This is a genomic window from Candidatus Nanosynbacter lyticus, assembly GCF_030253515.1.
Lineage (GTDB): Bacteria > Patescibacteriota > Saccharimonadia > Saccharimonadales > Saccharimonadaceae > Nanosynbacter > Nanosynbacter lyticus_A.
Map to the genome: position 1 here is coordinate 535259 of NZ_CP124549.1, position 20944 is coordinate 556202.

Consider the following 20944-nt stretch of genomic DNA (forward strand, 5'->3'; position numbering starts at 1 on the left):
CACCGCCCGATCAAGTTCGTCAAAATCAATGTCTGACATAAGCCCCCCTATTCTTTATGCGCCTTCTTTACTATCTCCGTAAATTGATATGCGTCCAGACTTGCCCCGCCGATCAGCAGTCCATCAAGTCCCGCCACTGCGAGATAATCACTAGCATTATCAACCGAGACACTGCCGCCATACACCACGCGTACCGCCTCAGCTGCTTCTTTACCAAATAAATGCGTGATTTGCTGGCGAATCACCTTGAGCACCTTGGCAAGGTCACTCGGCTGCGCATACTCACCACTACCAATCGCCCATACTGGCTCGTAGGCGATCACCACATGGTCTATCTCCTCGGCTGTGATATTTGCCAGGCCATTTACAATCTGATCCTGGAGTACCTCGCGCGTTTCGCCTAGCGTCCGCTCGTGCGCCGTTTCACCAATGCAGAGAATCGGCTGAAGTCGATTACGCAGTGCTGCCTGTACCTTGAAACGAATATCCTTGTCGCTCTCCATAAATATATGTCGCCGCTCGGAGTGACCAATGATGACATAGTCAACCATACCATGTAGATGCGACGCCGGCACCTCGCCGGTGTATGGACCGTGGTCGCGCCAGTAACAATTCTGGGCGGCGAGCTTGACGATCCGACGCTTGATTTGCAAGCTCAAACTCTGCAAGGTCAACATTGTTGGCGCCACCACCACCTCGACGTCACGACGCACCGGCAGCTGCTCCATGAGCTTATGTAAATACAAACTGGCCTCATGCATAGTGAGGTTCATCTTCCAGTTGCCGATAATGAGTGTTTTTCGCGTCATAATGCTTATGTTTAGTGTATCATTTTAGTCCGTGTGCGTCTAGTAAACTTTCCACACCTGGTAATTTTTTGCCGCTCATCAGCTCGAGGCTAGCCCCGCCACCGGTAGAAATATGCGAAAATTGCTTGCCGTCATGCCCATCCCACCTAAGGACAAACTCTGCCGTATCGCCGCCGCCAATGATTGAGGTGACGCCGTGGTTTTGTACGATGGCTTCAGCGATCCGAGCCGACCCTCGAGCAAACAACGGGTTAGTCGAGTACCCCAGCGGCCCATTCCAAATGACTGTTTTGGCCGAGGCAATCACTGAGGCAAATTGTGCCATCGTCTGAGCACCAATATCTAGCGCCATCTCATGCTCACCGATCCCATCAACCGACACTTCATGACGATCACCCGATGCTTCTGGTGACAACGCCACCGCTACGTCGCTAGGTAGCCGCAAGAACTGATCGACCTGTTCATCACCAACCTTCCCGGCAGCACGGTGGTAGATGGCCGCGAGCACTTGCTCTTGATCCGGCTCAACTGTGCTGTGACCCATCCTGTGGCCGCGGTAGGCGAGGAAGGTATTGGCCATCGCCCCACCAATCAAAATTGTGTCAGCTTTATCAATCAGCCGCTCAATCAGCGCAATCTTATCAGCAATTTTCACACCGCCAATAATCGCCACTAGTGGCCGCGCTGGACGCGACATCGCTGCGGTTAGCGCAGTATATTCGTGCACCAATAGGTCACCGGCCAGTCCCGGCACGTATAGTGTAATCGCATGCGTACTGGCGTGAGCTCGATGTACCACCGCAAAACCATCCTGCACAAAATAATCCGGCCGCACCGCCCGAGCAATTGCCCTGGCAAACACCATATCATCACGCGACTCCTCGTCATAAAACCGCAGGTTTTCTAGCATCAGCACGTCACCGGCCGCCATATGCCGCACTGCTTGACGAAGCTGATCACCGACGCAACTATCAACAAACTGCACCGACCGCCCGAGCAGCTCAGCCAGTCGGCGTGCCACTGGACGCAGACTATACGTCGGATCGGCCCCCTTTGGCCGCCCGAGGTGACTCATCAAAACAATCTTGCAACGTTGCTCTAGTAAATAGCGCAGGGTCGGCAAACTAGCGCGAATTCGTAAGTCACTGGCAATCCCGCCAGTCGCGCTCAAGGGCACATTATAATCAACCCGCACCAGGACGGTTAGTCCGCGGAGATTAACGTCATGAATTGTTTGCTTGAAAAATCTGCCCACCCTTGTCTCGTCCTATTCCATTGTCCGGATCTGGATATTGTCAGTCTTGCCCGGCCGGCCCGGCTGATGGCCGCTAACCAATACCAGGGTCACTGGATCCTCGCCAAAGTAACCTTCGGCCTTCAATTCCTCTGCTAACTTATTCGCCGAACCCAGACCACTTGGGCGAACGTATGAGCGCGTAGCGTAGCTTAACGCTAATTTCTGGGCCGTTTTTTGGCTATCGGTGACGCTAATGATCGGCATATTCGGCCGAAAGGCACCGACATTCACCGCGGTTACACCGGTGCTGGTCTCAGCAATGATTGCTCGCGCTTTAAGTTCAGTAGCTAACCGCGCCGCCGTGTAGCTGAGCAGCGCATCATGCTTGCGACGCTTTTCACCCGACTCAACTGCCATGACATCACTGTGCTCCTGGGTGTACATAATCGTTCGGCGCATCGCCTGCACTGTTTCAATTGGATACTTACCATTGGCTGTCTCATCCGACAACATCACCGTATCAGCACCCTGGATGACCGCATTAGCGACATCACTTACCTCAGCGCGAGATGGCTCAGGATTGTCAACCATGCTGCCCATCATCTGCGTCGCGACGATGCTGAGTTTAGAGTGCTTGCGGCAAAGAGCGATGATACGGCGCTGGATAACTGGTACGATCTCCGCCCCGGCCTCAACCGCCAAGTCGCCACGCGCCACCATAATGCCGTCACTCGCCTTGACGATCTCCTCCAGATGCTCATCAGAGATCGCTGACTTGGTCTCGACTTTGGCAATGATATACGCATCCGAGCCCAGCGCCGTCAGTCGCGAGCGCAGATCAATAATATCGTCCTCTGTCTGTACAAAACTAAGCGCCACATAATCAAAATCTTGACCAGCCGCCCACTCGATATCGGCGATATCTTTTGGCGTCAAGATATCACCACCAAAATCGGTATCTGGCAGATTCAACCCTTTACGACTCATCAAAAATCCGTCATTCTGCACCTCAACCTTGATGGCCGTTGGACCAGCAATTTCACGAACGATCGACTTGATCTTGCCATCAAACATATATAGCGGCTCGCCAACTTTCATTTTTTCAGCGAGGTTATATTGGACAGGTAGATTAAAGCTTCCATCGTGTTCTGCAATCGACGAATCAAGCGTCAGCATATCACCAGCCCGCACCGTCAGCATGTTGTCTTTGAGAACACCGAGGCGGATTTTTGGACCTTGAAGGTCTTGGAGAATGGCAACTGGTTTACCCTGCTCATGACTGGCCGTGCGAATCCAGTTAATTTGCTCACGCCGCTCATCATAACTACCGTGGCTGAAATTCAGACGAAAGCCATTGACACCGGCCTGCATAAGTTGACTAATTTTATCCTGACTCATCGTTGCCGGACCGACAGTCGCTAGGATCTTGGTACGTTTAAAAATTGTGTTACTCATCCTTTTGATTATAACACCGGTTAGGCGCTGAGAAAAGATATAATCACTATTCAGAATTCGCTGCCCGATATCGAGCGATTGCTTGGCGGGCGGCTTGCTGTTGAGCCACCTGCTTGGACGGACCCACGCCGCGCCCCATCAGCGTTTCACCAATGAATACCCCAAGCGTAAATACCTTATCATGATCTGGCCCTTCCTCACTCAAAACTTTATACACCGGCGTCTGACCATCAACACGCTGAGAAATTTCCTGCAAATACGACTTCGGATCGCGCCAGCTGCCTGATTCCAAAATTCCGTCCAACTTAACGATGATATGTTTATGAATAAAATCGCGCGCATCATCAAAGCCGCGCTCCAGGTAAATCGCGCCAATGACTGCCTCAAACGCGTTGGCCAAAATCTGCAAGTGTGCCCGATCCGAACCATTTTTCTCACCCTTTGACATGCGAATCAGCGGCCCGTAACCCAAAGTATCGCCCGCCGCACCGATACTTTCCGTGCGCACCAACGCCGCCCGCCACGCTGTCAAAATACCTTCTGGCTCAGAAAAATTCGTAAACAAATATTCCGTGACTGCTAGCTCCAACACCGCATCACCGAGGAATTCCAACCGCTCGTTATGCTCGTGGACTGATTTTCTGTGTTCATTAACGTAGCTACGATGCGTCAAAGCCGTAATCAACAGATCCAAATTATTAAACTCAAACCCCAACTTCTCACGCGCAAACTCCTGATACGGCGCCGTATTCATCCCGCTCATCTATAGATTCTCCTGCCTGATTCGTTTCATAGCGAGCAGAATCAGCTTGCCAATATCCTCATACTCGATCTCATCCAGCGCCTCATGAAAGGTAAACCACGCCAGGCCATTCATCCAGTCTTCTTTTTGCAGTTTTTCGTCCGGATCAAGCGCCTTCATCAGGTACACTTGCTGCGAAATCAGCACTAACTTATCAAGCCGGCGATAGCGAAAATTAATCTTACCCAGCCAGCCACATACCTCGATATTCTTGAGGCCAGCCTCCTCACCAACCTCACGCTTGGCGGCGGCCTGTGCCGTCTCACCCGGCTCAACGTGGCCCTTGGGAATTGTCCAGCGATCCCGCGCGTCTTGGTAGAGTAGAAACTCAACATCACCTTTTTTATTGCGTCGAAACACCACACCACCGGCGGTTGGCTCGCGAACTATTTCTTGGATCGACGGTTTTTTGCGACCGCCAAAATATTTCTTAATATGATCAAAGCTGCTTGTCTTCATCGGCATCCTCTTGAAGGGAGCGATACGCCGTGCCGAGCACACCGTTCACAAATTTCCCTGAGTTATCCGAACCAAACGTTTTTGCCAGTTCCACTGCCTCGTTGATAGCCACTTTTGGTGGCACTGCTGCCCGAGAAAACAATAATTCATACAGCCCGAGCCGCAATACCGTCCGGTCAATTCGCGATATCTGCTCAATCGGCCATTCTGGCGCCAGCGGACGAAGTTTATCATCAAGCTCTGCTTTATGCGTGGTGACGCCATTGATCAGACCCCGCACAAACTCAACATCATCGACTGACGATTTGTATTTCTCAAGATTGCGCGTCAAGATATCGGCGACATTAATCCCGCTGTCGCCTACTTCCTGGCGAAACTCAATCTCGTATAAGGTCTGCAACGCGACGATTCGTCCCAAATGACGGTTTGAAGCCATGACAAAAACGTTCCTGTTCGTGTTAGTTTATTTTGTACTCTTATTACCAGTCTCACGTTTGGTCGTCTTGACTTTCACCGGTGACGTCCCGTTGACGCGGCGTGCTAATTTCAGTACCAAGTGGCTGCGACGCAGACCGGTCTTGCGCGGGCTGCTCTGCTTTTTTGGTTGTGCCATAGAAAAATCTCCTTTATTTCAGTTTATCGTAACACTTGGGCTTCATTATACCGGTTTTTGATAGATTTCTCAAGGGGATGCAAGGTGGTGATAGTGAGTTATTGACTTTATTAAGTGTTTATGATATTATTAAAGACATCCTACCCAACCACTAAGCAAGGATATTTTACGATGAGCAATTTATTACACAACTGGATCGCTGAGACAACTCCAAAAACACCAGAGCAGGGGCGCGGCACATTAGCTAAAGTGGGCGCTGCGGCCGTAGGCGTGACAATGGTTACATTTGGGTGTAACCTTACCACTCAGCACTTAGGTAATGCCGAGAAGGAATCAATGGATCATGTTGCCGATACCGCAACCCTTATCGTGGAAGGCGGCGCCCAAATACGCGATACCGGCGGAGTTACCGATGATAACCTTTTAGCAACTTTTACGTCAACGGGGAAACTAGAAGTCGCTGTGACTGATGGCGTCTGGCGTAATGACAACCCGAATAGTGGACCGTGGATTTGCATAACCGAAAGCACTGCTGGCCAAGCCATGCCCGGAATAGGGCTAGATTCCAACAACAAAGACAACCTCGTATGTATTAACAGCCAAGAAGCTTCCCTACTTAGTACTTAGCAGTATTAATACATCTAGACAACAATATTCACCAACTTCCCCGGCACATAAATCACCTTTTTCGGTGTCCGGGCGTCGAGATAGGCGCGAACCTTCTCGTCATCCAGCGCTCGTTGCTCAATCGTCTCTTTATCAGCGTCAGCCGGCAGCTCCAGCCGTGATCGAAGCTTACCATTGACTTGAACGATGATGGTCATCACATCGCTCACCAGATATTTCTCATCCCACTTTGGCCAGTGATTGACATGAATAGTGTCACTATGGCCCAACTCCTGCCACAATTCCTCAGTGATATGCGGCGCAAATGGTGCGAGAATTTGCAGCAGACTCTCCAGGGTAAACCGCCATATTTCTGACGCTTGAACGCCATGCTTTTCTTTGATTTTATACAGGCCGTTCACCATCTCCATCATCGCCGCCACTGCCGTGTTGAACTTTTCATCCTCAATATCGCGGGTGACTTTCTTGATAGTGAGGTGAGTGAGGCGCAATAATTCAGAAGAATCAGTCGATGACGATGGGTCGCTCAAGGAAGGGTTAGTGGATGGTGATGTGTCCGCAACCACAAACTCCTGCACTAAATTCCACACTCGGTTTAAGAACCGATACGTCCCCGGCACTCCGCGCGGATCCCACGGCGCATCCATATCGTACGGCGCGATAAACATCTCATAGACGCGCAGCGCATCAGCGCCATAACCGCTGTCCATGATTTCCATTGGATCGATAACATTGCCCTTAGATTTGGACATTTTTTGGCCATCTGGCGCCATGATGTAAGCGTTGTACATCATCCGCTTGAACGGCTCCGGCGTCGGCACCAAACCAAGCTTATAGAAAAATCGCATCCAAAAACGACTATACAGCAGGTGTGCTACCGCATGATCGGCACCATTGTAATAGTCCACCGGCATCCAGTGGTTAATGCGCATTGGATCCCACGCCTCGGCGTCATTGTGCGGGTCAAGATAGCGCAGGAAATACCAGCTGGAACAGGCATAGCCGTCCAGTGTGTCAGTTTCGCGCCGCCCTTCATACCAATTATCGCCCGCTGGTTTTGGCTCGGTGATCGGCACCGTTTTACCCGTCTCAACATCAACCCACACGCGCACCCAATCATCAACTTGCGCTAGGACCGAGGTGTTACCGCCCGTCGGCTTGAAGTTCTCGACTTCTGGCAAAATCACCGGCAAGCACTCATCCGCCACGGCAATTGGCTCATAACCATCAACATGAACCATCGGAATCGGCGCACCCCAGTACCGCTGGCGAGAAATCAACCAATCGCGCATTTTATAGGTAGTCTTACTCCGGCCCAAGCCCTGTTGCTCCAGCCAGGCTACCACCTGTTCGCGAGCCTCTTCGCTGCGCAGGCCGTCAAAATCGCCCGAGTTAATCAATTCGCCTTCGCCCGTGTAGCAGCCAGCATCCGCCGAGTTTTCTGGCTTTTCAATCACTTGCACTACTGGCAAATCAAATTTTTCGGCAAACTCCAAATCGCGCTCATCATGCGCCGGCACCGCCATAATCGCGCCAGTGCCGTAACCACCGAGGATATAGTCTGCTACCCAAATTGGTACTTTCTGGCCGTTGACTGGATTGATAGCATAACTACCAGTAAATACGCCGGTTTTATCTTTATTTTCCTGGCGTTCAACGTCAGATTTCTGCTGCGCCGCCATCACATAAGCCTCAACTGCTTGGCGCGTGTCGGCATTAACCAGCTGAGACACTAATGGATGTTCTGGCGCCAGCGCCACATACGTCGCGCCAAACAGCGTGTCGGGGCGCGTAGTGAAAACAGTTATGACGTCGTCGCGGCCTTCAACCGCAAACTCAACCTCCGCACCAACCGACCGGCCGATCCAATTTTTCTGCATGGTTTTGACCATGTCCGTCCAGTCTAGGTCATCAGTCGCCTCCAAAATCTCATCAGCATAGGCGGTGATACGGAAGAACCACTGTTTGAGGTTGCGCTTGGTGACGGGGTTACCGCAGCGCCAACATTTGCCGCCCTCAACTTGCTCGTTAGCTAGCACCGTATTGTCGGTATCGCACCACCACTGCGGCTGCTCTTTTTGGTATGCCAAATCGTGCTTGTATAGCTGCGTAAAAATCCACTGGGTCCACTTGTAATACTCGGGGTCAGCGGTAGAAATCTCCTTTGACCAATCATAACTAAAGCCGAGTCGCTTCAGTTGAGCAATGAAATGCGCTTTAGCTTCATCGTGCGCCACCCGCGGCGTTTTACCGACCTTGATGGCATAATTTTCTACCGGGAGGCCAAAGCTATCCCAGCCAATTGGATGATATACATTGTAGCCTTGCTGACGCTTCAAGCGCGCCTTGATGTCGGCAAACTGAAACGTCCGACCGTGACCGATGTGAATACCCGCGCCAGTAATACCAGGAAGCATGCTGAGACTATAGTACTTAGGGCGCGTCGTATCACCAAGGTCAGTGACATAGGTACCATCAGCCTCCCACTTATCTTGCCATTTTTTCTCAATTTCCGTCGGATTGTAGCGTTTCATACTCCTTAGTATATCATCTCTCGACGCTAACGTTCGTGTCTTCGTCATTCTCGTCTACAGACACACCACCCCTAGCAAACGGCGGCGGTATTGGCGATGAGCCGGCAAAATCCTGAAGCACCGACTTAAGATTATCGGCATTTGATGGTATGTCAATCTGTTCTGACTTGCTGTAATCAAATGTCATATCCATAGTGATATTCCGATCCTTGTCGTCATCTGAACTGTGTGTCTTAATCTCAATCGCTTTCAGTTGATGCGACCACGGATTGACCCAGATGCGTATAGTAGGCAATTTCTTTGATGACGTAGTTTTATTTGCTGTATTGAATACTTTGTCGCCATAGCACTCTTTAATTTTCTTGCCAAGTTTCGTATCCCCCAGAGAATCGACAAATGCGCGTAGTTTGTCTGACATTTTACCATCCGAAGCTAGATCAATTTCAAAGCCAGGCGCACCATCACGCGGCTCGACCTTAGCGTCCTTTTTGACCGTCACAAAGCTGTTTTTGCGATACGCGTTGATCAGTTCGCTACGCACCTGCTGGTCACCATTGATCAAATCAAAGATTTCTTGGGAACATGTATCTTTATCCGCATATGACGCGCCAAGCTCATCAAATGACACCTTAAGCCACTTGCCTTCAATCTTGTTAAGTTTCTCATCAAGCTGTTTGAGGATCTGGTCGCGTATCATCGTCGACCGCGTACCTGGTAGTACTCCCCGGCTTCGAGCCTTGATGATCGTCTCTATCATCTGGCGCACGATATCTTTTAGATGTTCGCTCTTAATATAAATCGTGCCTTTGCCGTCAGCCGCCATTGTGAGGATGACGTCTTGCTGGATCTCCATGCCGTTAATAGCTAACTTTATCGTAGCTTCAGTTTTTGACTTTGGTGCGTCGGTGGCGGCTTTGAGTTTAACATCAACCCGATTACCATTGCCGAGATTCATGACAAACTTGCCCGAGGAAACCACCTTTTTGGTCTGGAATGAATTAACCACTGCATCAGTCACCATCCTCTGCGGGTCTTGCCACCAGAAAAAGTACAACAGTACCGCAGCAATAGCCAGCAGCAATACGACCGAGCCGGTAACAATACCGATGATGAGGCCAGTTTTCTTTTTTGGCGGCATAACCGAATTCATGATCGGCGGGCGCAAGGACGACGATGCCGGCGGTGTTGACGCAGCGGCTTTATCCGCTGGTGTTTTCTTGCTATTCGTACCCTTGTCGTCCATATTCCTCCTCGTTATACTTTCATTGTATCACTATCCGCGAAAGCGCGAGAAAAATTCATTTTTTCGCTTAATCCAATCAGGTGACTGGCGCACCAATTTTTTCTCATCCTCAGTGCTGTGTAGGTTAATTTTAATCGCTTCCTCGAGCCAAACACCGCCACTTGAACCTTTGAAGAGAGCCACGCCGCCCGCATGAAGTTTTTCGCGCACAAATCCGCCGGCCATCAGCGCATCACGACACTCCTTGACCTGACAGCCGCGACGACGTGCTACTGGCGCTAGGTATTGATTAGCCATCTCACCGACGGTCACTACCCAATCCAGCTCGTCTGGTGAACACTGAGCGCCGAGCTTGGCATGACCGGCCTGCGTATCCTTGCGTAGCCCATTCATGTTACCAAACACCACGATACGCTGCGGCACCTCAAGACTGTACAGCGTTTGTAGTGCTGACAATGCCGTCAGTGGTGATGAGCTATAGCTATCGTCAATCAAAATCGTCTGATCCGCACCGCGAAGCACTTGCATCCGACCCGGCAGCGGGCCTAACTGGCTCAAGCCCTTTTCAATCAATTCTTTCGTCATACCCATCCGCACCCCAGCGAGCATCGCCACGACGGCTGGCCGCAGATTATGTTCACCAAGCAGCGGCAGCGTCACCGCGATGCCATCAGGGTATTCCGGGCCGATAATCTTGCCGACATAACCGTGCTCCAGCGAGAAATCATGCTGCTCAAAATAATACTCAGCGACCTCGCTAGTGCCATATGTCGTCATCTGGGGATTTGTCAAAAACGCAGCAAATCGACCGTCAATATCATCGCGGTTAATGGCCGCAAAGCGAGCATTATTCGCCAATGTTAGCATCTCGCCAGCCACCTCTTCGACGGTATGTTCAACCCGCATGCGGCCAGAGGTTACCGACGTCACAACGGCCATGTCCGGCAAAATAACCTGCTGAAACCACACGTTAAAACCAGGCTGCATCGGGCTGAATTCTTGGACGATGACATGAGCTTCAGGATGCTCAGCGCGAGCACGCTTTTTGACAGCTCGCATCATCTTGCGGCGGTGCCAAAATCCCCACTTCTCCTCCGGACGATTCTCAGGATAGCGCACACCCATAATCTGTAGAAGGGTTTGCAAGTGCGACATTGGCTCAGCAGCGTGCATGGCGACAGCAAATTGCTGCGATAGCACAGTGGCGATCGCCGTTTTGGCACTCGTCTTGCCAGCGCTCCCGGTCACTGCGATCAACTTGACATCAGCATGGTCGGCAAAAAATTGCCGGACATAACGTATCATTTTTTTCTCAAACGACTTCTTGAACATCTCCTTTATCATACCATAAGCGCTATCAAACGCGCCACTTGACGAATAAAAAAGAGCTGTTACGCGCCCACCCGGGGCAATTTCATGTGTTTGTTTTGGATGGCAGCATAGGAAACGCCCCTATGCGTACCAGCTCTGACGATATTATGCGCTTTTCTGTTAAAAAGCACAAGGGGTTTGATCAATATTTACCTACAATTGTTTGGCGAAGGCATTAGTGCCACGTACGACCGCACCTTTTTTCAAGTAGAATCGCTGCGCTGCTTCACGTTCTGGGCGCGATGTGAATTCTAATTTCAAAGCGCCCTGCTCGCGGCCCCAGTCGATGATAGCGTCCCAGAGTTGAGAGCCGACGCCCTTACCCTGGATAGTCGGATCAGCAACGAAATCGTCGAGGTAGATCTTGCGCCCAGCAGCCGGCCCCAGTAATAACGCCACCGTTGCCATGCCAACGACTTTGCCTGATAACCGTGCCAACAGCAACGCATGACTCGGCGAGTCGATAATCTGCTGTAACAGCTCGGTATCAGCCGGGTGTGGCTTGCTGGTGAGTGCCGCGATGAGGTTAGTAATGTCTGCCACATCAGCTTCAGTGATATGGGATGCTCGTTCAATTGTCAATTCGTCCATGCTTCCATTATACTATACCTATGAATCAGCACATACGAGACTTAGCAAAAACCTTAGCCTTACGTCCGCCACGCGTGGTATTTCCTGAAGGTAATAACCACATCATCCAGCAGGCGGCGCGGGCACTAGAGGAGAGCGGTGCGGTGCAGCCGGTGCTGCTCGATGGGGAAGAGAACGCTATCAATCGCGGTGCAACGATGCTAACGAGCGGCGAGGCTGACGTTATGGTGGCTGGAATTGATCATCCAACGAAAGACGTGCTGCGGGCTGGACTGAAAATTGTTGGACTGGCGCCCGATGTTCGATATGCATCCAGCTTTTTCGTGATAGACGTCCCACAGTTTCAGGGTGGCGAACACGGCTTGTTATTCTTTGCTGACTGCGGCATGAACATTCAGCCAAATGCCGAACAGCTGGCGGCAATTGCTATGACCTCGGCGGATAGTGCAGCGTCGCTTGGCTGGGAGCCACGCGTGGCTATGCTGTCATACTCAACGAAAGGCAGCGCTGGCGGCGACAGCGTCGAGCTCGTCACCCAGGCACTACGGCTCGTCAAAACAGAGCGACCCGATATACTCATTGATGGCGAACTGCAATTAGACGCGGCGATCGTCCCCGCTATCGGCCAGAAAAAATCACCAAGCAGTCCGGTTGCTGGCATGGCTAATATCCTTGTGTTTCCTGATCTTGATTCTGGTAATATCGCCTATAAGTTAGCCGAACATCTGGCTGGCGGTCATGCGTACGGGCCGATCTTGCAGGGTTTTGCTCGGCCAATCAGCGACCTATCGCGCGGCTCTAGCGTTGATGATGTGATCGGCGCCACACTCGTTACTGCTAGTATGGCGCAAGCGCACTTATAGCAACGAGCGACACTACTGCATGATATACCACTGCGCAAATTGATGCCATTGCTGCAGCGTATCAGTCTCAACCGCCAAGCCTTGATCGCGCCGATCAAACACCTCGGATATCGTCAGGCCGTTACTGCCATCCATCGTAATAATCTTGTTGACCGACGCGCCGCTCTCACCGCGCGGCGGGCTGACAAACTTCCCCGGCTGATCAAAGATAAACGTCTGTAGAGTATGCCCGTCGTAATAGACGACAATATCATGGAGGACAATTTGCCAATCGTCCTTGTCGCGGAGCAGTGCCAAAAAATCCTCGGGCGCCAACCAGTGCGCAACATCCTTCATGTAACCACCGGGAAAGCCGCCGAGCGCGGGCACTTCCCAATTACTATCATTAACAACAACCGGCTTGCCAACCTTCTCGTACGCTGTCCGAACCTTAGCCTCAGTAATTTTCAATGGATCACGGTGCTGGATCTCATCAATATCGAGATTAATAATCTCCACCGCTATGTCGTATTGGCTCAGTGTAGCAGTTGCCTCCTCGATTTTACGTGGGTTACCGGTAACGAGATTGATATGTTTTGTCATGGGGTTTGTTATAGCACCTCTTATTCCAGTGTAGCGAGAAATTGGCGGACGGCGTCAATTGGTTTAATTGTGGGGTACGTGACTACATATTCGTCAGCATAAAGTTCAGCGCGAGTTCTGCCGCCGTAGCCATCTGGGCAAAATATTTTATCCCAGCCAAAACCACCATTGCCTGCAGGATGCTTGGCGATGACGCCACCAAGTTCAGCGCGGAACAACTTGACCTGCTCACCATCGTAGTAGCCAAACACACACGCCGCTGCTGCCGATCGATCATCAAAGCCATCAAGCATCCGACAGAGGTTCTCTAAACCGTTCGGCGCCTCGACAAAAAACTTGATAAACGGACCTGGCAGTCCACTGAGCGCCGTAAACTCAAGCGCCACATCCTCAACCAAAACTGGACGCTTAGCAACTGCATACGCCTGACGTACCTTATGCTCAACAATCTCTTCCAAGCTAGTCGATTGAATTTCCGTTAAATCAACCGCCCGATGCTTCAGCGGTAAACCCAGCATGCGCGATAAATAATCTGCTTTGTGTTGATTGCCTGTGATAAACGTAATCGTCTTCATCACACTTACACCTGAGCTTTGGAGTTTATTTTCTCGAATCGCGGCACAGATTTCCCGTCCAGCACTACTGTTTCCGTAAACATACTGGCAGGGCGTGCAAATAATTCATATTCATTCTCATAGAGAGGCCGGTAAATCACCAGGAGTTCTTCCGTCTCAGTTTCTAAGGCTAGGCCGATCACCTCGTATAGCTTGCCTGATTTGCTATGCTTGTACACACCCTTGCTTATTTTCGCGCAACGACTCTGCTCTTTACTATCCGCCGTTTCTTCGCGATACTTCTCTGGCTGAGCGCGGAAGATCTCCACCCATTTACTATCATCCGCCAGATCATGATATTTAATGTAATGCCGCTTGTCAAAGCCGCCTTTATCCTGTTTTTTACGCGCCATTTCCTCTTGAACTTGCTCTGTAGAAAAGCCAAAATCTTGGCGCAGCGCGTCAACGACTTCCTGCAAATCAGCCAGCTCTTTGAGCGATTCGTCGCGTTGATTATCGCCCAGTGGAATTTCGTCTGCCTCCTCGTGAACTTTGCGGAGCAACTCGCGGCGAAATTCTTGCTTGTTTAGTTCGCGGTACTCCGTATGTAAAACTTCTTCGTCATCCAGACACTTTTTCACGACTTTGTCGCGAACTAGTTTTTGTAAGTAAAATCGGATCATATATATTCCCCTTTATTCTTGTAGCATACGCATCAGTTCCTGCTCGTCGATAATTTTGGTACCATATTGCTCAGCTTTTTTTAGCTTGCTGGCGCCAACTTTACCGCCGGCAACCAGGTAGGTGGTGTCTTTGCCGACTGAAGTTTGGAAGGTACCGCCGAGATTGCGGATTTTTTCAGCAGCGGCGTCACGGCCCATTGACTGCAGCGTGCCGGTGATGACAAAACTTTGACCAGCTAGTCGGTCGGATTTTTGACTAAACTGCGGCGCCACACCCAAGTCAGCAAATTTTTCGAGCAGCGTCACATTATCTTCATCAGCAAACCATGCCACGATTGACTCGGCGACAATCTCACCCACTCCGTCTACTTCGCGCAGCTCATCAATGGTCGCCATCAGTAACTTTTCGATACTCTCAAACTTATTAGCGAGATCAATCGCCGTCTGCGCGCCAACATGCCGAATACCAAGCCCAAATAAGAATCGCTCCAAGGCTGGCTGTTTCTTGGCAGCAATGGCATCAATGAGCTTTTGCGCGGAAATATCAGCGAAACGCTCTAACTGCAGCAAATCGTCTTTCGTCAGACGGTAGATATCTGCCAAATCATTAACCAGCCCAGCTTCTACCAGCGCCTCGACATTTTTCTCGCCCAATGTGTCGATGTCCAGCGCGCCTTTAGACGCAAAGTGCGCCAAGGCTCGCTTCAAAATCAGCGGACCACTCAAACCTTTAACGCGGTACACCGCCTCGCCTGCCGGCCGCACAAATGCTAGTTCTGGATATTGGCGCGCCAGCTCTGCCGGATAATCAATTGGTTTAGCGTCTGCCGGCCGCAATTCTTTTAGCACAGTTTGCACCTGCGGGATGATGTCGCCGGCCTTGAAAATCACCACCGTATCACCGCGGCGCACATCCAGCCGGGCAATTTCATCAGCATTATGCAGACTGGCGTGCTGCACCGTCGTACCGGCCACTACCACTGGGTCAAACACCGCTACTGGCGTGGCCGCACCGGTTCGACCGATGGAAATGACAATATCACGGACGATGGTCGTAGCTTCTTCGGCGGCAAATTTATACGCTACTGCCGCTCGTGGTGTCTTGCCAACAATGCCCAGCTCGGCAAACTGCCGCCGGTCATTGAGCTTGATGACTGCTCCGTCGGTGTTAAACTGGAGCGATTGACGCACTTCATCAAGGTGGTTAATATAACTCATCACCTCGTCCAGACCATAGACGATTTGCGTCTGCCGACTGGTGGTGATGCCCAGCTCATTCATCATCTGGTAGCCAAAGGCAATTGTTGGCGTGTCCTCAAGGTTGTCACGAATGATGTCATAGCCAACAAAATTGAGCGGACGCTCAGCCACCAGTTTTGGGTCAAGCTGACGAATCGTTCCTGCTGCTAGATTACGCGGATTAGCAAATTCTGGCTGACCGGCCGCTCGCCGACGCTGATTTAAGGCTGCAAAGTCCTCTTTGTGCATCACGATTTCACCACGAATCTCCGTTCGACCGCGCAAAAAATGAGCAAATCGCTGGTTGGCGCGCAGTGTCAGCGGCACATTCTGAATCGTCCGCACATTCATGGTCACATCTTCACCAACCAATCCGTCGCCGCGCGTCACGGCCCGCGTCAGCACACCGTCTTCATAAATCAGCGCACAGGCCAGGCCATCCATCTTGATATCACACAAAAATTCTTCAGTGATGTCGCTACGCACTTTGTGCATACGCTCTATCCACGCCGCAACTTCTTCTCGGTCAAACACGTCCTGCAGTGAAATCATCCGCGTTTGATGCTGGACCTTGGTAAATTTACTGAGCGCTTTTCCTGCCACTCGCTGGGTTGGGCTGTCTGGCGTGATGAGTTCAGGAAACTGCTCTTCTAGCTGCGACAATTCATGTTTCAGGCTATCAGCCGCCACCTCGCTCATGATCGATTCATCAAGCACGTGATAATGATAGCGATAATCATTGATCAGATCTCGCAGTTTGACAATTCGTTGCTCGGCCGCCTGCCGATCAAGCTGGCGCGCTGTCATCGGCGACGACCTTTCGGTAGAATAGATAAATATAGCACGCCGAGGCAACAATCGAGAACGCCACCAACATCAACGCCACGAGCGGCACCAGCGGCAGCCAGTTCAACGCCGGTATCACCGTTTTGAGTGCACCATCAATCGTAATGACCGGAATAAGCACCGCCGCCCAAACCACGGCGAGCACCACCAGCAGCCACATCAATCGCAGCAAGATTCGCATCCGCCGTCCTAGTACAACGTCCGAAGCCAGTCGCGCTGCTTCTAGTGGATACATTCCCGGTAGCGTGACGATCACCATAGCAAACAACGTACTCGTTAGCCAGTATATCGACAAGGTAACGATTAATATGGTGGCACCGGCCGCCAACATCAGCACCACCGTCTGTTGTAACATGCCTGACGTATCCGCCGCTCCGTAGATGATCACCGCTATCGCCGCTGGTAATAATTGAATGAGCGCAATAAACACCAGAACCGCCAGGGCAATGACTGGTGCACCCGCGTTATACAGCCCATCACGAATCTTTAGGCGCTTATCAGCGGTCACGCCACGAATCAGCCAGATTGTCGTCAGCCATATATATAGCCCAATTAACGCACCAACTAGCTGCTGGGATGATCCCACACTACCCGTCGAACCGCCAAGCTGATTGGTAACCACGCCGGCAAATAGCGCCAGTGTCGGCATCACAGCACCCAGGGCTCCTTCTTGGTTCGCTTCATTAATTGTATCTTTGAGTTGCTGGTACGTATCTTGTGACATTAACCCCGATAACAATACGCCCAATACCGCATATATCGCCGCCAGTCCGACGAAGATTCGCCAGTGTTGTCGCATCAGCTGCCATGCTTGGTTCGTTAGTGCAAAGTAGCCCGGCAACTTGAGCGAACGACGATAGTCACGCCGCTTGGTCACTCGAAAACTGCGGTGCGGCCGACGGCGGAGAAAAGCTTGACGACGCTGCATCAGCCGCTGCCAGGTCCTGTCAATTTTCTTTTTCAACGACACATTCTTCTTTGTCGCAGAGTGACTATCCGCCTTTGCAGCTGCTCGTTTGCGCCGTGTAGTGTGTTGTTTTTTAGTTGGCTTCGTCATGATTACATCTTCGTTGCATTACTTCGCAGACGTGCGATTCGATCTTCTAGTGGCGGATGGGTGCTAAATAACTTTGAGAAAAAACCAGGACGCAGCGGATTATTCATAAACAAGTTCGCTGTTGAGGTGCTCTGCTTGCGCATTGGCCGACCATAACTCTGCAACTTCTCCAACGCCATCGCCAGCCCCTCCGAGTCACGAGTCAATAATGCACCCGAGGCGTCCGCGAGATACTCGCGCTGGCGGCTGACTGCCAGTTGCGTAATCGTTGCTAAAATCGGCGCCAAGATTACCACTATAATACCCACGACGTAGACAACCGGACTGGTATCCCCGTCATCATCATCGCCATAAATCATCATCCGGAGTGCGATATCAGCAAGCAACCCAATGGCACTCACCAACCCAAAGGCAATCATACTAACGCGAATATCGTAGTTGCGCACATGACTCATCTCGTGCGCCATCACCGCCTCGAGCTCGCGCTTGTCCATAATTTCCAACAGCCCAGTAGTCGCACCGACGATAGCGTGCTTTGGATCGCGGCCCGTCGCAAACGCGTTTGGCGCTGGATCGTCAATAATGTAGACCTTTGGCATCGGCATGCCGGAAGCAATCGCGAGGTTTTCTACTACCCGCCACAGCTCCGGCGCATCCTTCTTTTCAATCTGCTGCGCACCGCTCATCGCCATGGCCAATTTACCAGCGATATAATATTGTAACCACGCATAAAGCAGCGCACAACCGACAATGATCAACGACAATGAATAGTTCCGTAGATACATACCGACCAGTACACCGATTACGCTGATAATCGCCACAAACACTGCCATGATCAGTACGGTGTTTCGCTTATTATGAGAAATTGCACTATACATGTAGTTATTATACCAAAAACCGCCCGCCGAAAATAGGCGAGCGGCTTAGTTCAGGCAAAGATTATCCTGCCTTAGAATTTCACCTCGACTGGATTCTCAACACTTGCTCGATCAGCAACCTCAAAGAACTCCTTGGCCTGGAAGCCGAACATGCCGGCAACCATGTTAGCTGGGAACCTTTGAATCCTTGTGTTCAGATCACGAACACCGCCATTATAAAAGCGACGCGATGCCTGGATCTTATCCTCCGTATCAACCAGCTCTTGCTGTAGCTGCATGAAGTTTTGGTTAGCCTTTAAGTCTGGATAAGCCTCGGCTACCGCGAACAGGCTCTTCAACGCACCTTCGAGCATGTTCTCTGCTTCGGCAGTATCCTTCACACCTTTAGCGTCCATAATGGCTGAACGAGCTTCAGTAACCTTTTCAAATACTTCTTTCTCGTGCGTGGCGTAGCCCTTGACTGAGTTAACCAGGTTTGGAATCAAGTCAGTCCGGCGTTTGAGCTGGACAGTGATATCACTCCATGCTTCCTCGACGCGATTACGCAGCATCACCAGTCCGTTGTACGTACCGATCAAAAACGCCACGATCAGAACGATAACGACACCAACGATAATTAAGGTTATTATTACTGCATCCATGTTCTATTCTCCTTATGGTTAGTACCTTATACACATAATTATACCATACACACGAGTCGTATAGTGGCAAAATCATGCCAACTCATTGTTGACACGCAGCTCATCATAGTCGTATACTTATTCATATAAATCATATTTATATGAAAGAAAGGAATTATATGACAAAACCAAAGAGTAGACATGCTTGGACAGTCAAGGTTGGCGAACGCGGGCAAATTGTGATACCCAAAGAGGCACGAGATATTTTTAATATCAAGCCTGGCGATACACTTATCATGCTCGGCGACAAGCAGCAAGGAATTGCTATTCCGACTAAGAATAAAGTCATTGATACAATCACCGCCGTACTCAATGATACGGAGATAAAATCATGAATGCAATCACTGCGACCAACTTAACAAAACGCTACGGTGACTTTGTCGCAGTCGACAGCCTTAATCTATCAATTGAAAAGGGTGAGTTATTTTCACTACTTGGTGTCAATGGTGCGGGTAAGACGACATTGATTAAAATGTTATCTTGCTTAAGCCAACCAACACAAGGTGATGCTATTTTACTCGGCAATAGTATTACCGAAAAACCTCAGGCAGTCAAACAGATGATCAACGTTTCACCGCAAGAAACTGCTGTAGCTGGTAATTTATCAGTCCGCGAGAATCTCGAACTGATCGCTGGACTCTACGGACAATCTGCTCATAACGCCAGTGAGAGCGCCTCGCGTATGGCAAGCCAATTCAAGCTCGAAACTGTCGAACGTAAAAAAGCTAAGCATTTATCTGGCGGCATGCAGCGACGCCTGTCGATCGCCATGGCGCTCATCTCAAATCCAAAAATATTATTCATTGACGAACCAACGCTAGGTCTTGATATTTTTTCGCGCCGTGAGTTATGGGAGGCGATCCAGTTGCTCAAAGGTACAGTGACGACGCTGTTGACAACTCACTATCTCGAGGAAATTGAAGCATTGTCTGATCGTGTCGGCGTTATGGCGCGCGGCAAGCTCGTGGCAATCGGTACAGTGGCAGAACTACAAAAACAAACTAATACACGCACCCTTGAGGATGCGTTTGTCGCACTTGTAGGAGATATTCGATGAGAGCTTTACTATTTGCTAAACGCTGTACAAAAGAAGTTGTACGCGATCCGATCAATCTATTCTTTGGATTAGTCTTTCCACTCGTTTTGCTTGGACTACTCTCTATTATAAATGTCAGCATTCCCGCCGAAGCCAATAATACTATGTTTGCCATCAAAAATTTGGCACCAGGTATCGCAATGTTCGGTACGGCATTCCTAGCACTATTCTCAGGTATGCTCCTAGCAAAAGACCGAACTTCATCATTCCTGATGCGTCTGTTTACCTCGCCTATGACAGCCCGAGATTTTATCATTGGATACACAATTCCGATGATTATCATTGCTACCATGCAGGCAGTGATTACCCTCGTTATCGCCTGCTTTATCGGGCTCGACTTTTCAGTGCATATTATTGGGGCAATCGTTATTACAACGGTAACGTCGCTTCTATTTGTTGGATGTGGGTTATTCTTCGGCAGTCTCATCAACGAGCGAGCAGTTGGCGGTATATGTGGCGCCCTGCTAACCAATGTCGCTGGCTGGCTGTCGGGCGTATTTGTCCCGGTCGATCTCATCGGCGGTGGCTTTAAAATGGTTGCGGAAGCACTGCCATTTTACCACAGTGTTGCCGCCATTAAAGGCAGCATTGAGGGGAATTGGCAAGTCATCACACCACATCTACTGATTGTTTTGTGTTATACCACCGTTATCTTTACACTCGCTATCTATATCTTTCGGCGAAAGATGACCGGGCGAAACACCTGATTTACCTGGCACACTAGA

General features: G+C 50.5%; 23 protein-coding genes. 5 read left to right on the top strand and 18 right to left on the bottom strand.

Going from position 1 to position 20944, the window contains the following annotated elements; genetic code table 11:
- Positions 1–47: 47 nt before the first annotated feature.
- From tpiA to NLML1_RS02885, 7 genes are read right to left on the bottom strand one after another with little or no spacing between them, the layout of a single operon-like run.
- Positions 48–809, bottom strand: coding sequence for a triose-phosphate isomerase (gene tpiA, locus NLML1_RS02855; protein ID WP_285441311.1), 762 nt, complete (start codon positions 807–809; stop codon positions 48–50).
- A gap of 19 nt (positions 810–828) precedes the next feature.
- The gene (locus NLML1_RS02860; RefSeq protein WP_285441312.1) at positions 829–2064 is read right to left on the bottom strand and encodes a phosphoglycerate kinase; all 1236 of its coding nucleotides are present in this window, start codon (positions 2062–2064) and stop codon (positions 829–831) included.
- Positions 2065–2076: 12 nt separating this feature from the next.
- Complete coding sequence (pyk, locus tag NLML1_RS02865) at positions 2077–3501, bottom strand: pyruvate kinase (RefSeq protein ID WP_285441313.1); 1425 nt, start codon at positions 3499–3501, stop codon at positions 2077–2079.
- A gap of 46 nt (positions 3502–3547) precedes the next feature.
- On the bottom strand, positions 3548–4255 hold the full coding sequence (rnc, locus tag NLML1_RS02870) for a ribonuclease III (protein WP_285441314.1): 708 nt from the start codon (positions 4253–4255) through the stop codon (positions 3548–3550).
- A gap of 9 nt (positions 4256–4264) precedes the next feature.
- Positions 4265–4762, bottom strand: coding sequence for an NUDIX domain-containing protein (locus NLML1_RS02875; RefSeq protein WP_162323490.1), 498 nt, complete (start codon positions 4760–4762; stop codon positions 4265–4267).
- Positions 4743–5198, bottom strand: coding sequence for a transcription antitermination factor NusB (gene nusB / locus NLML1_RS02880; protein WP_285441315.1), 456 nt, complete (start codon positions 5196–5198; stop codon positions 4743–4745). The genes NLML1_RS02875 and nusB overlap by 20 nt, the downstream gene beginning before the upstream one ends.
- A gap of 27 nt (positions 5199–5225) precedes the next feature.
- Positions 5226–5375 carry a hypothetical protein gene (locus tag NLML1_RS02885; RefSeq protein ID WP_162323492.1) on the bottom strand — a complete coding sequence of 50 codons (150 nt, stop codon included), beginning with the start codon at positions 5373–5375 and terminating at the stop codon, positions 5226–5228.
- 171 nt (positions 5376–5546) lie between these two features.
- Here NLML1_RS02885 and NLML1_RS02890 point away from each other — a divergent pair, with 171 nt between their 5' ends.
- Positions 5547–6002, top strand: coding sequence for a hypothetical protein (locus NLML1_RS02890; RefSeq protein ID WP_285441316.1), 456 nt, complete (start codon positions 5547–5549; stop codon positions 6000–6002).
- Between the two features lie 14 nt (positions 6003–6016).
- Here NLML1_RS02890 and leuS read toward each other — a convergent pair whose 3' ends face one another.
- From leuS to NLML1_RS02910, 4 genes are all read right to left on the bottom strand, one after another.
- Positions 6017–8536: a leucine--tRNA ligase gene (gene leuS, locus NLML1_RS02895; RefSeq protein ID WP_285441317.1), complete on the bottom strand. Its 2520-nt coding sequence runs from the start codon at positions 8534–8536 to the stop codon at positions 6017–6019.
- Positions 8537–8549: 13 nt separating this feature from the next.
- Complete coding sequence (locus NLML1_RS02900) at positions 8550–9779, bottom strand: hypothetical protein (protein WP_285441318.1); 1230 nt, start codon at positions 9777–9779, stop codon at positions 8550–8552.
- Positions 9780–9809: 30 nt separating this feature from the next.
- Positions 9810–11111, bottom strand: a complete 1302-nt coding sequence (locus NLML1_RS02905; protein WP_285441319.1) for a Mur ligase family protein — start codon at positions 11109–11111, stop codon at positions 9810–9812.
- Positions 11112–11303: 192 nt separating this feature from the next.
- The gene (locus NLML1_RS02910; protein WP_285441320.1) at positions 11304–11741 is read right to left on the bottom strand and encodes a GNAT family N-acetyltransferase; all 438 of its coding nucleotides are present in this window, start codon (positions 11739–11741) and stop codon (positions 11304–11306) included.
- Positions 11742–11761: 20 nt separating this feature from the next.
- On the opposite strand from NLML1_RS02910, the gene NLML1_RS02915 reads away from it, so the two are divergent.
- The gene (locus tag NLML1_RS02915) at positions 11762–12604 is read left to right on the top strand and encodes a phosphate acyltransferase (protein WP_285441321.1); all 843 of its coding nucleotides are present in this window, start codon (positions 11762–11764) and stop codon (positions 12602–12604) included.
- Between the two features lie 12 nt (positions 12605–12616).
- Here the strand turns inward: NLML1_RS02915 and NLML1_RS02920 are convergent, their stop codons facing one another.
- The 7 genes from NLML1_RS02920 to NLML1_RS02950 form a co-directional block, all read right to left on the bottom strand.
- Positions 12617–13186: a non-canonical purine NTP pyrophosphatase gene (locus NLML1_RS02920; protein ID WP_285441322.1), complete on the bottom strand. Its 570-nt coding sequence runs from the start codon at positions 13184–13186 to the stop codon at positions 12617–12619.
- Positions 13187–13206: 20 nt separating this feature from the next.
- The gene (locus NLML1_RS02925; RefSeq protein WP_285441323.1) at positions 13207–13761 is read right to left on the bottom strand and encodes a non-canonical purine NTP pyrophosphatase; all 555 of its coding nucleotides are present in this window, start codon (positions 13759–13761) and stop codon (positions 13207–13209) included.
- A gap of 5 nt (positions 13762–13766) precedes the next feature.
- Positions 13767–14423, bottom strand: a complete 657-nt coding sequence (locus tag NLML1_RS02930; protein ID WP_285441324.1) for a DUF1653 domain-containing protein — start codon at positions 14421–14423, stop codon at positions 13767–13769.
- A gap of 12 nt (positions 14424–14435) precedes the next feature.
- Positions 14436–16469, bottom strand: a complete 2034-nt coding sequence (gene ligA / locus NLML1_RS02935) for an NAD-dependent DNA ligase LigA (protein WP_285441325.1) — start codon at positions 16467–16469, stop codon at positions 14436–14438.
- Positions 16450–17565: a hypothetical protein gene (locus tag NLML1_RS02940; RefSeq protein WP_285441326.1), complete on the bottom strand. Its 1116-nt coding sequence runs from the start codon at positions 17563–17565 to the stop codon at positions 16450–16452. The genes ligA and NLML1_RS02940 overlap by 20 nt, the downstream gene beginning before the upstream one ends.
- Positions 17566–17567: 2 nt before the next feature.
- Positions 17568–18443, bottom strand: a complete 876-nt coding sequence (locus NLML1_RS02945; protein WP_285441327.1) for a M48 family metalloprotease — start codon at positions 18441–18443, stop codon at positions 17568–17570.
- 71 nt (positions 18444–18514) lie between these two features.
- Positions 18515–19084 (bottom strand): LemA family protein, encoded by a 570-nt coding sequence (locus NLML1_RS02950; RefSeq protein ID WP_285441328.1) that lies wholly within the window; start codon positions 19082–19084, stop codon positions 18515–18517.
- Positions 19085–19242: 158 nt separating this feature from the next.
- Between NLML1_RS02950 and NLML1_RS02955 the strand changes: the two genes are divergently transcribed.
- From NLML1_RS02955 to NLML1_RS02965, 3 genes are read left to right on the top strand one after another with little or no spacing between them, the layout of a single operon-like run.
- Positions 19243–19458: an AbrB/MazE/SpoVT family DNA-binding domain-containing protein gene (locus NLML1_RS02955; protein ID WP_162323505.1), complete on the top strand. Its 216-nt coding sequence runs from the start codon at positions 19243–19245 to the stop codon at positions 19456–19458.
- Entirely contained in the window at positions 19455–20180 is a 726-nt protein-coding gene (locus tag NLML1_RS02960) for an ABC transporter ATP-binding protein (protein ID WP_285441329.1), read from the top strand. The genes NLML1_RS02955 and NLML1_RS02960 overlap by 4 nt, the downstream gene beginning before the upstream one ends.
- Positions 20177–20926, top strand: coding sequence for an ABC transporter permease (locus NLML1_RS02965; protein ID WP_285441330.1), 750 nt, complete (start codon positions 20177–20179; stop codon positions 20924–20926). Before NLML1_RS02960 ends, NLML1_RS02965 begins: the two co-directional genes overlap by 4 nt.
- Positions 20927–20944: the final 18 nt, after the last annotated feature.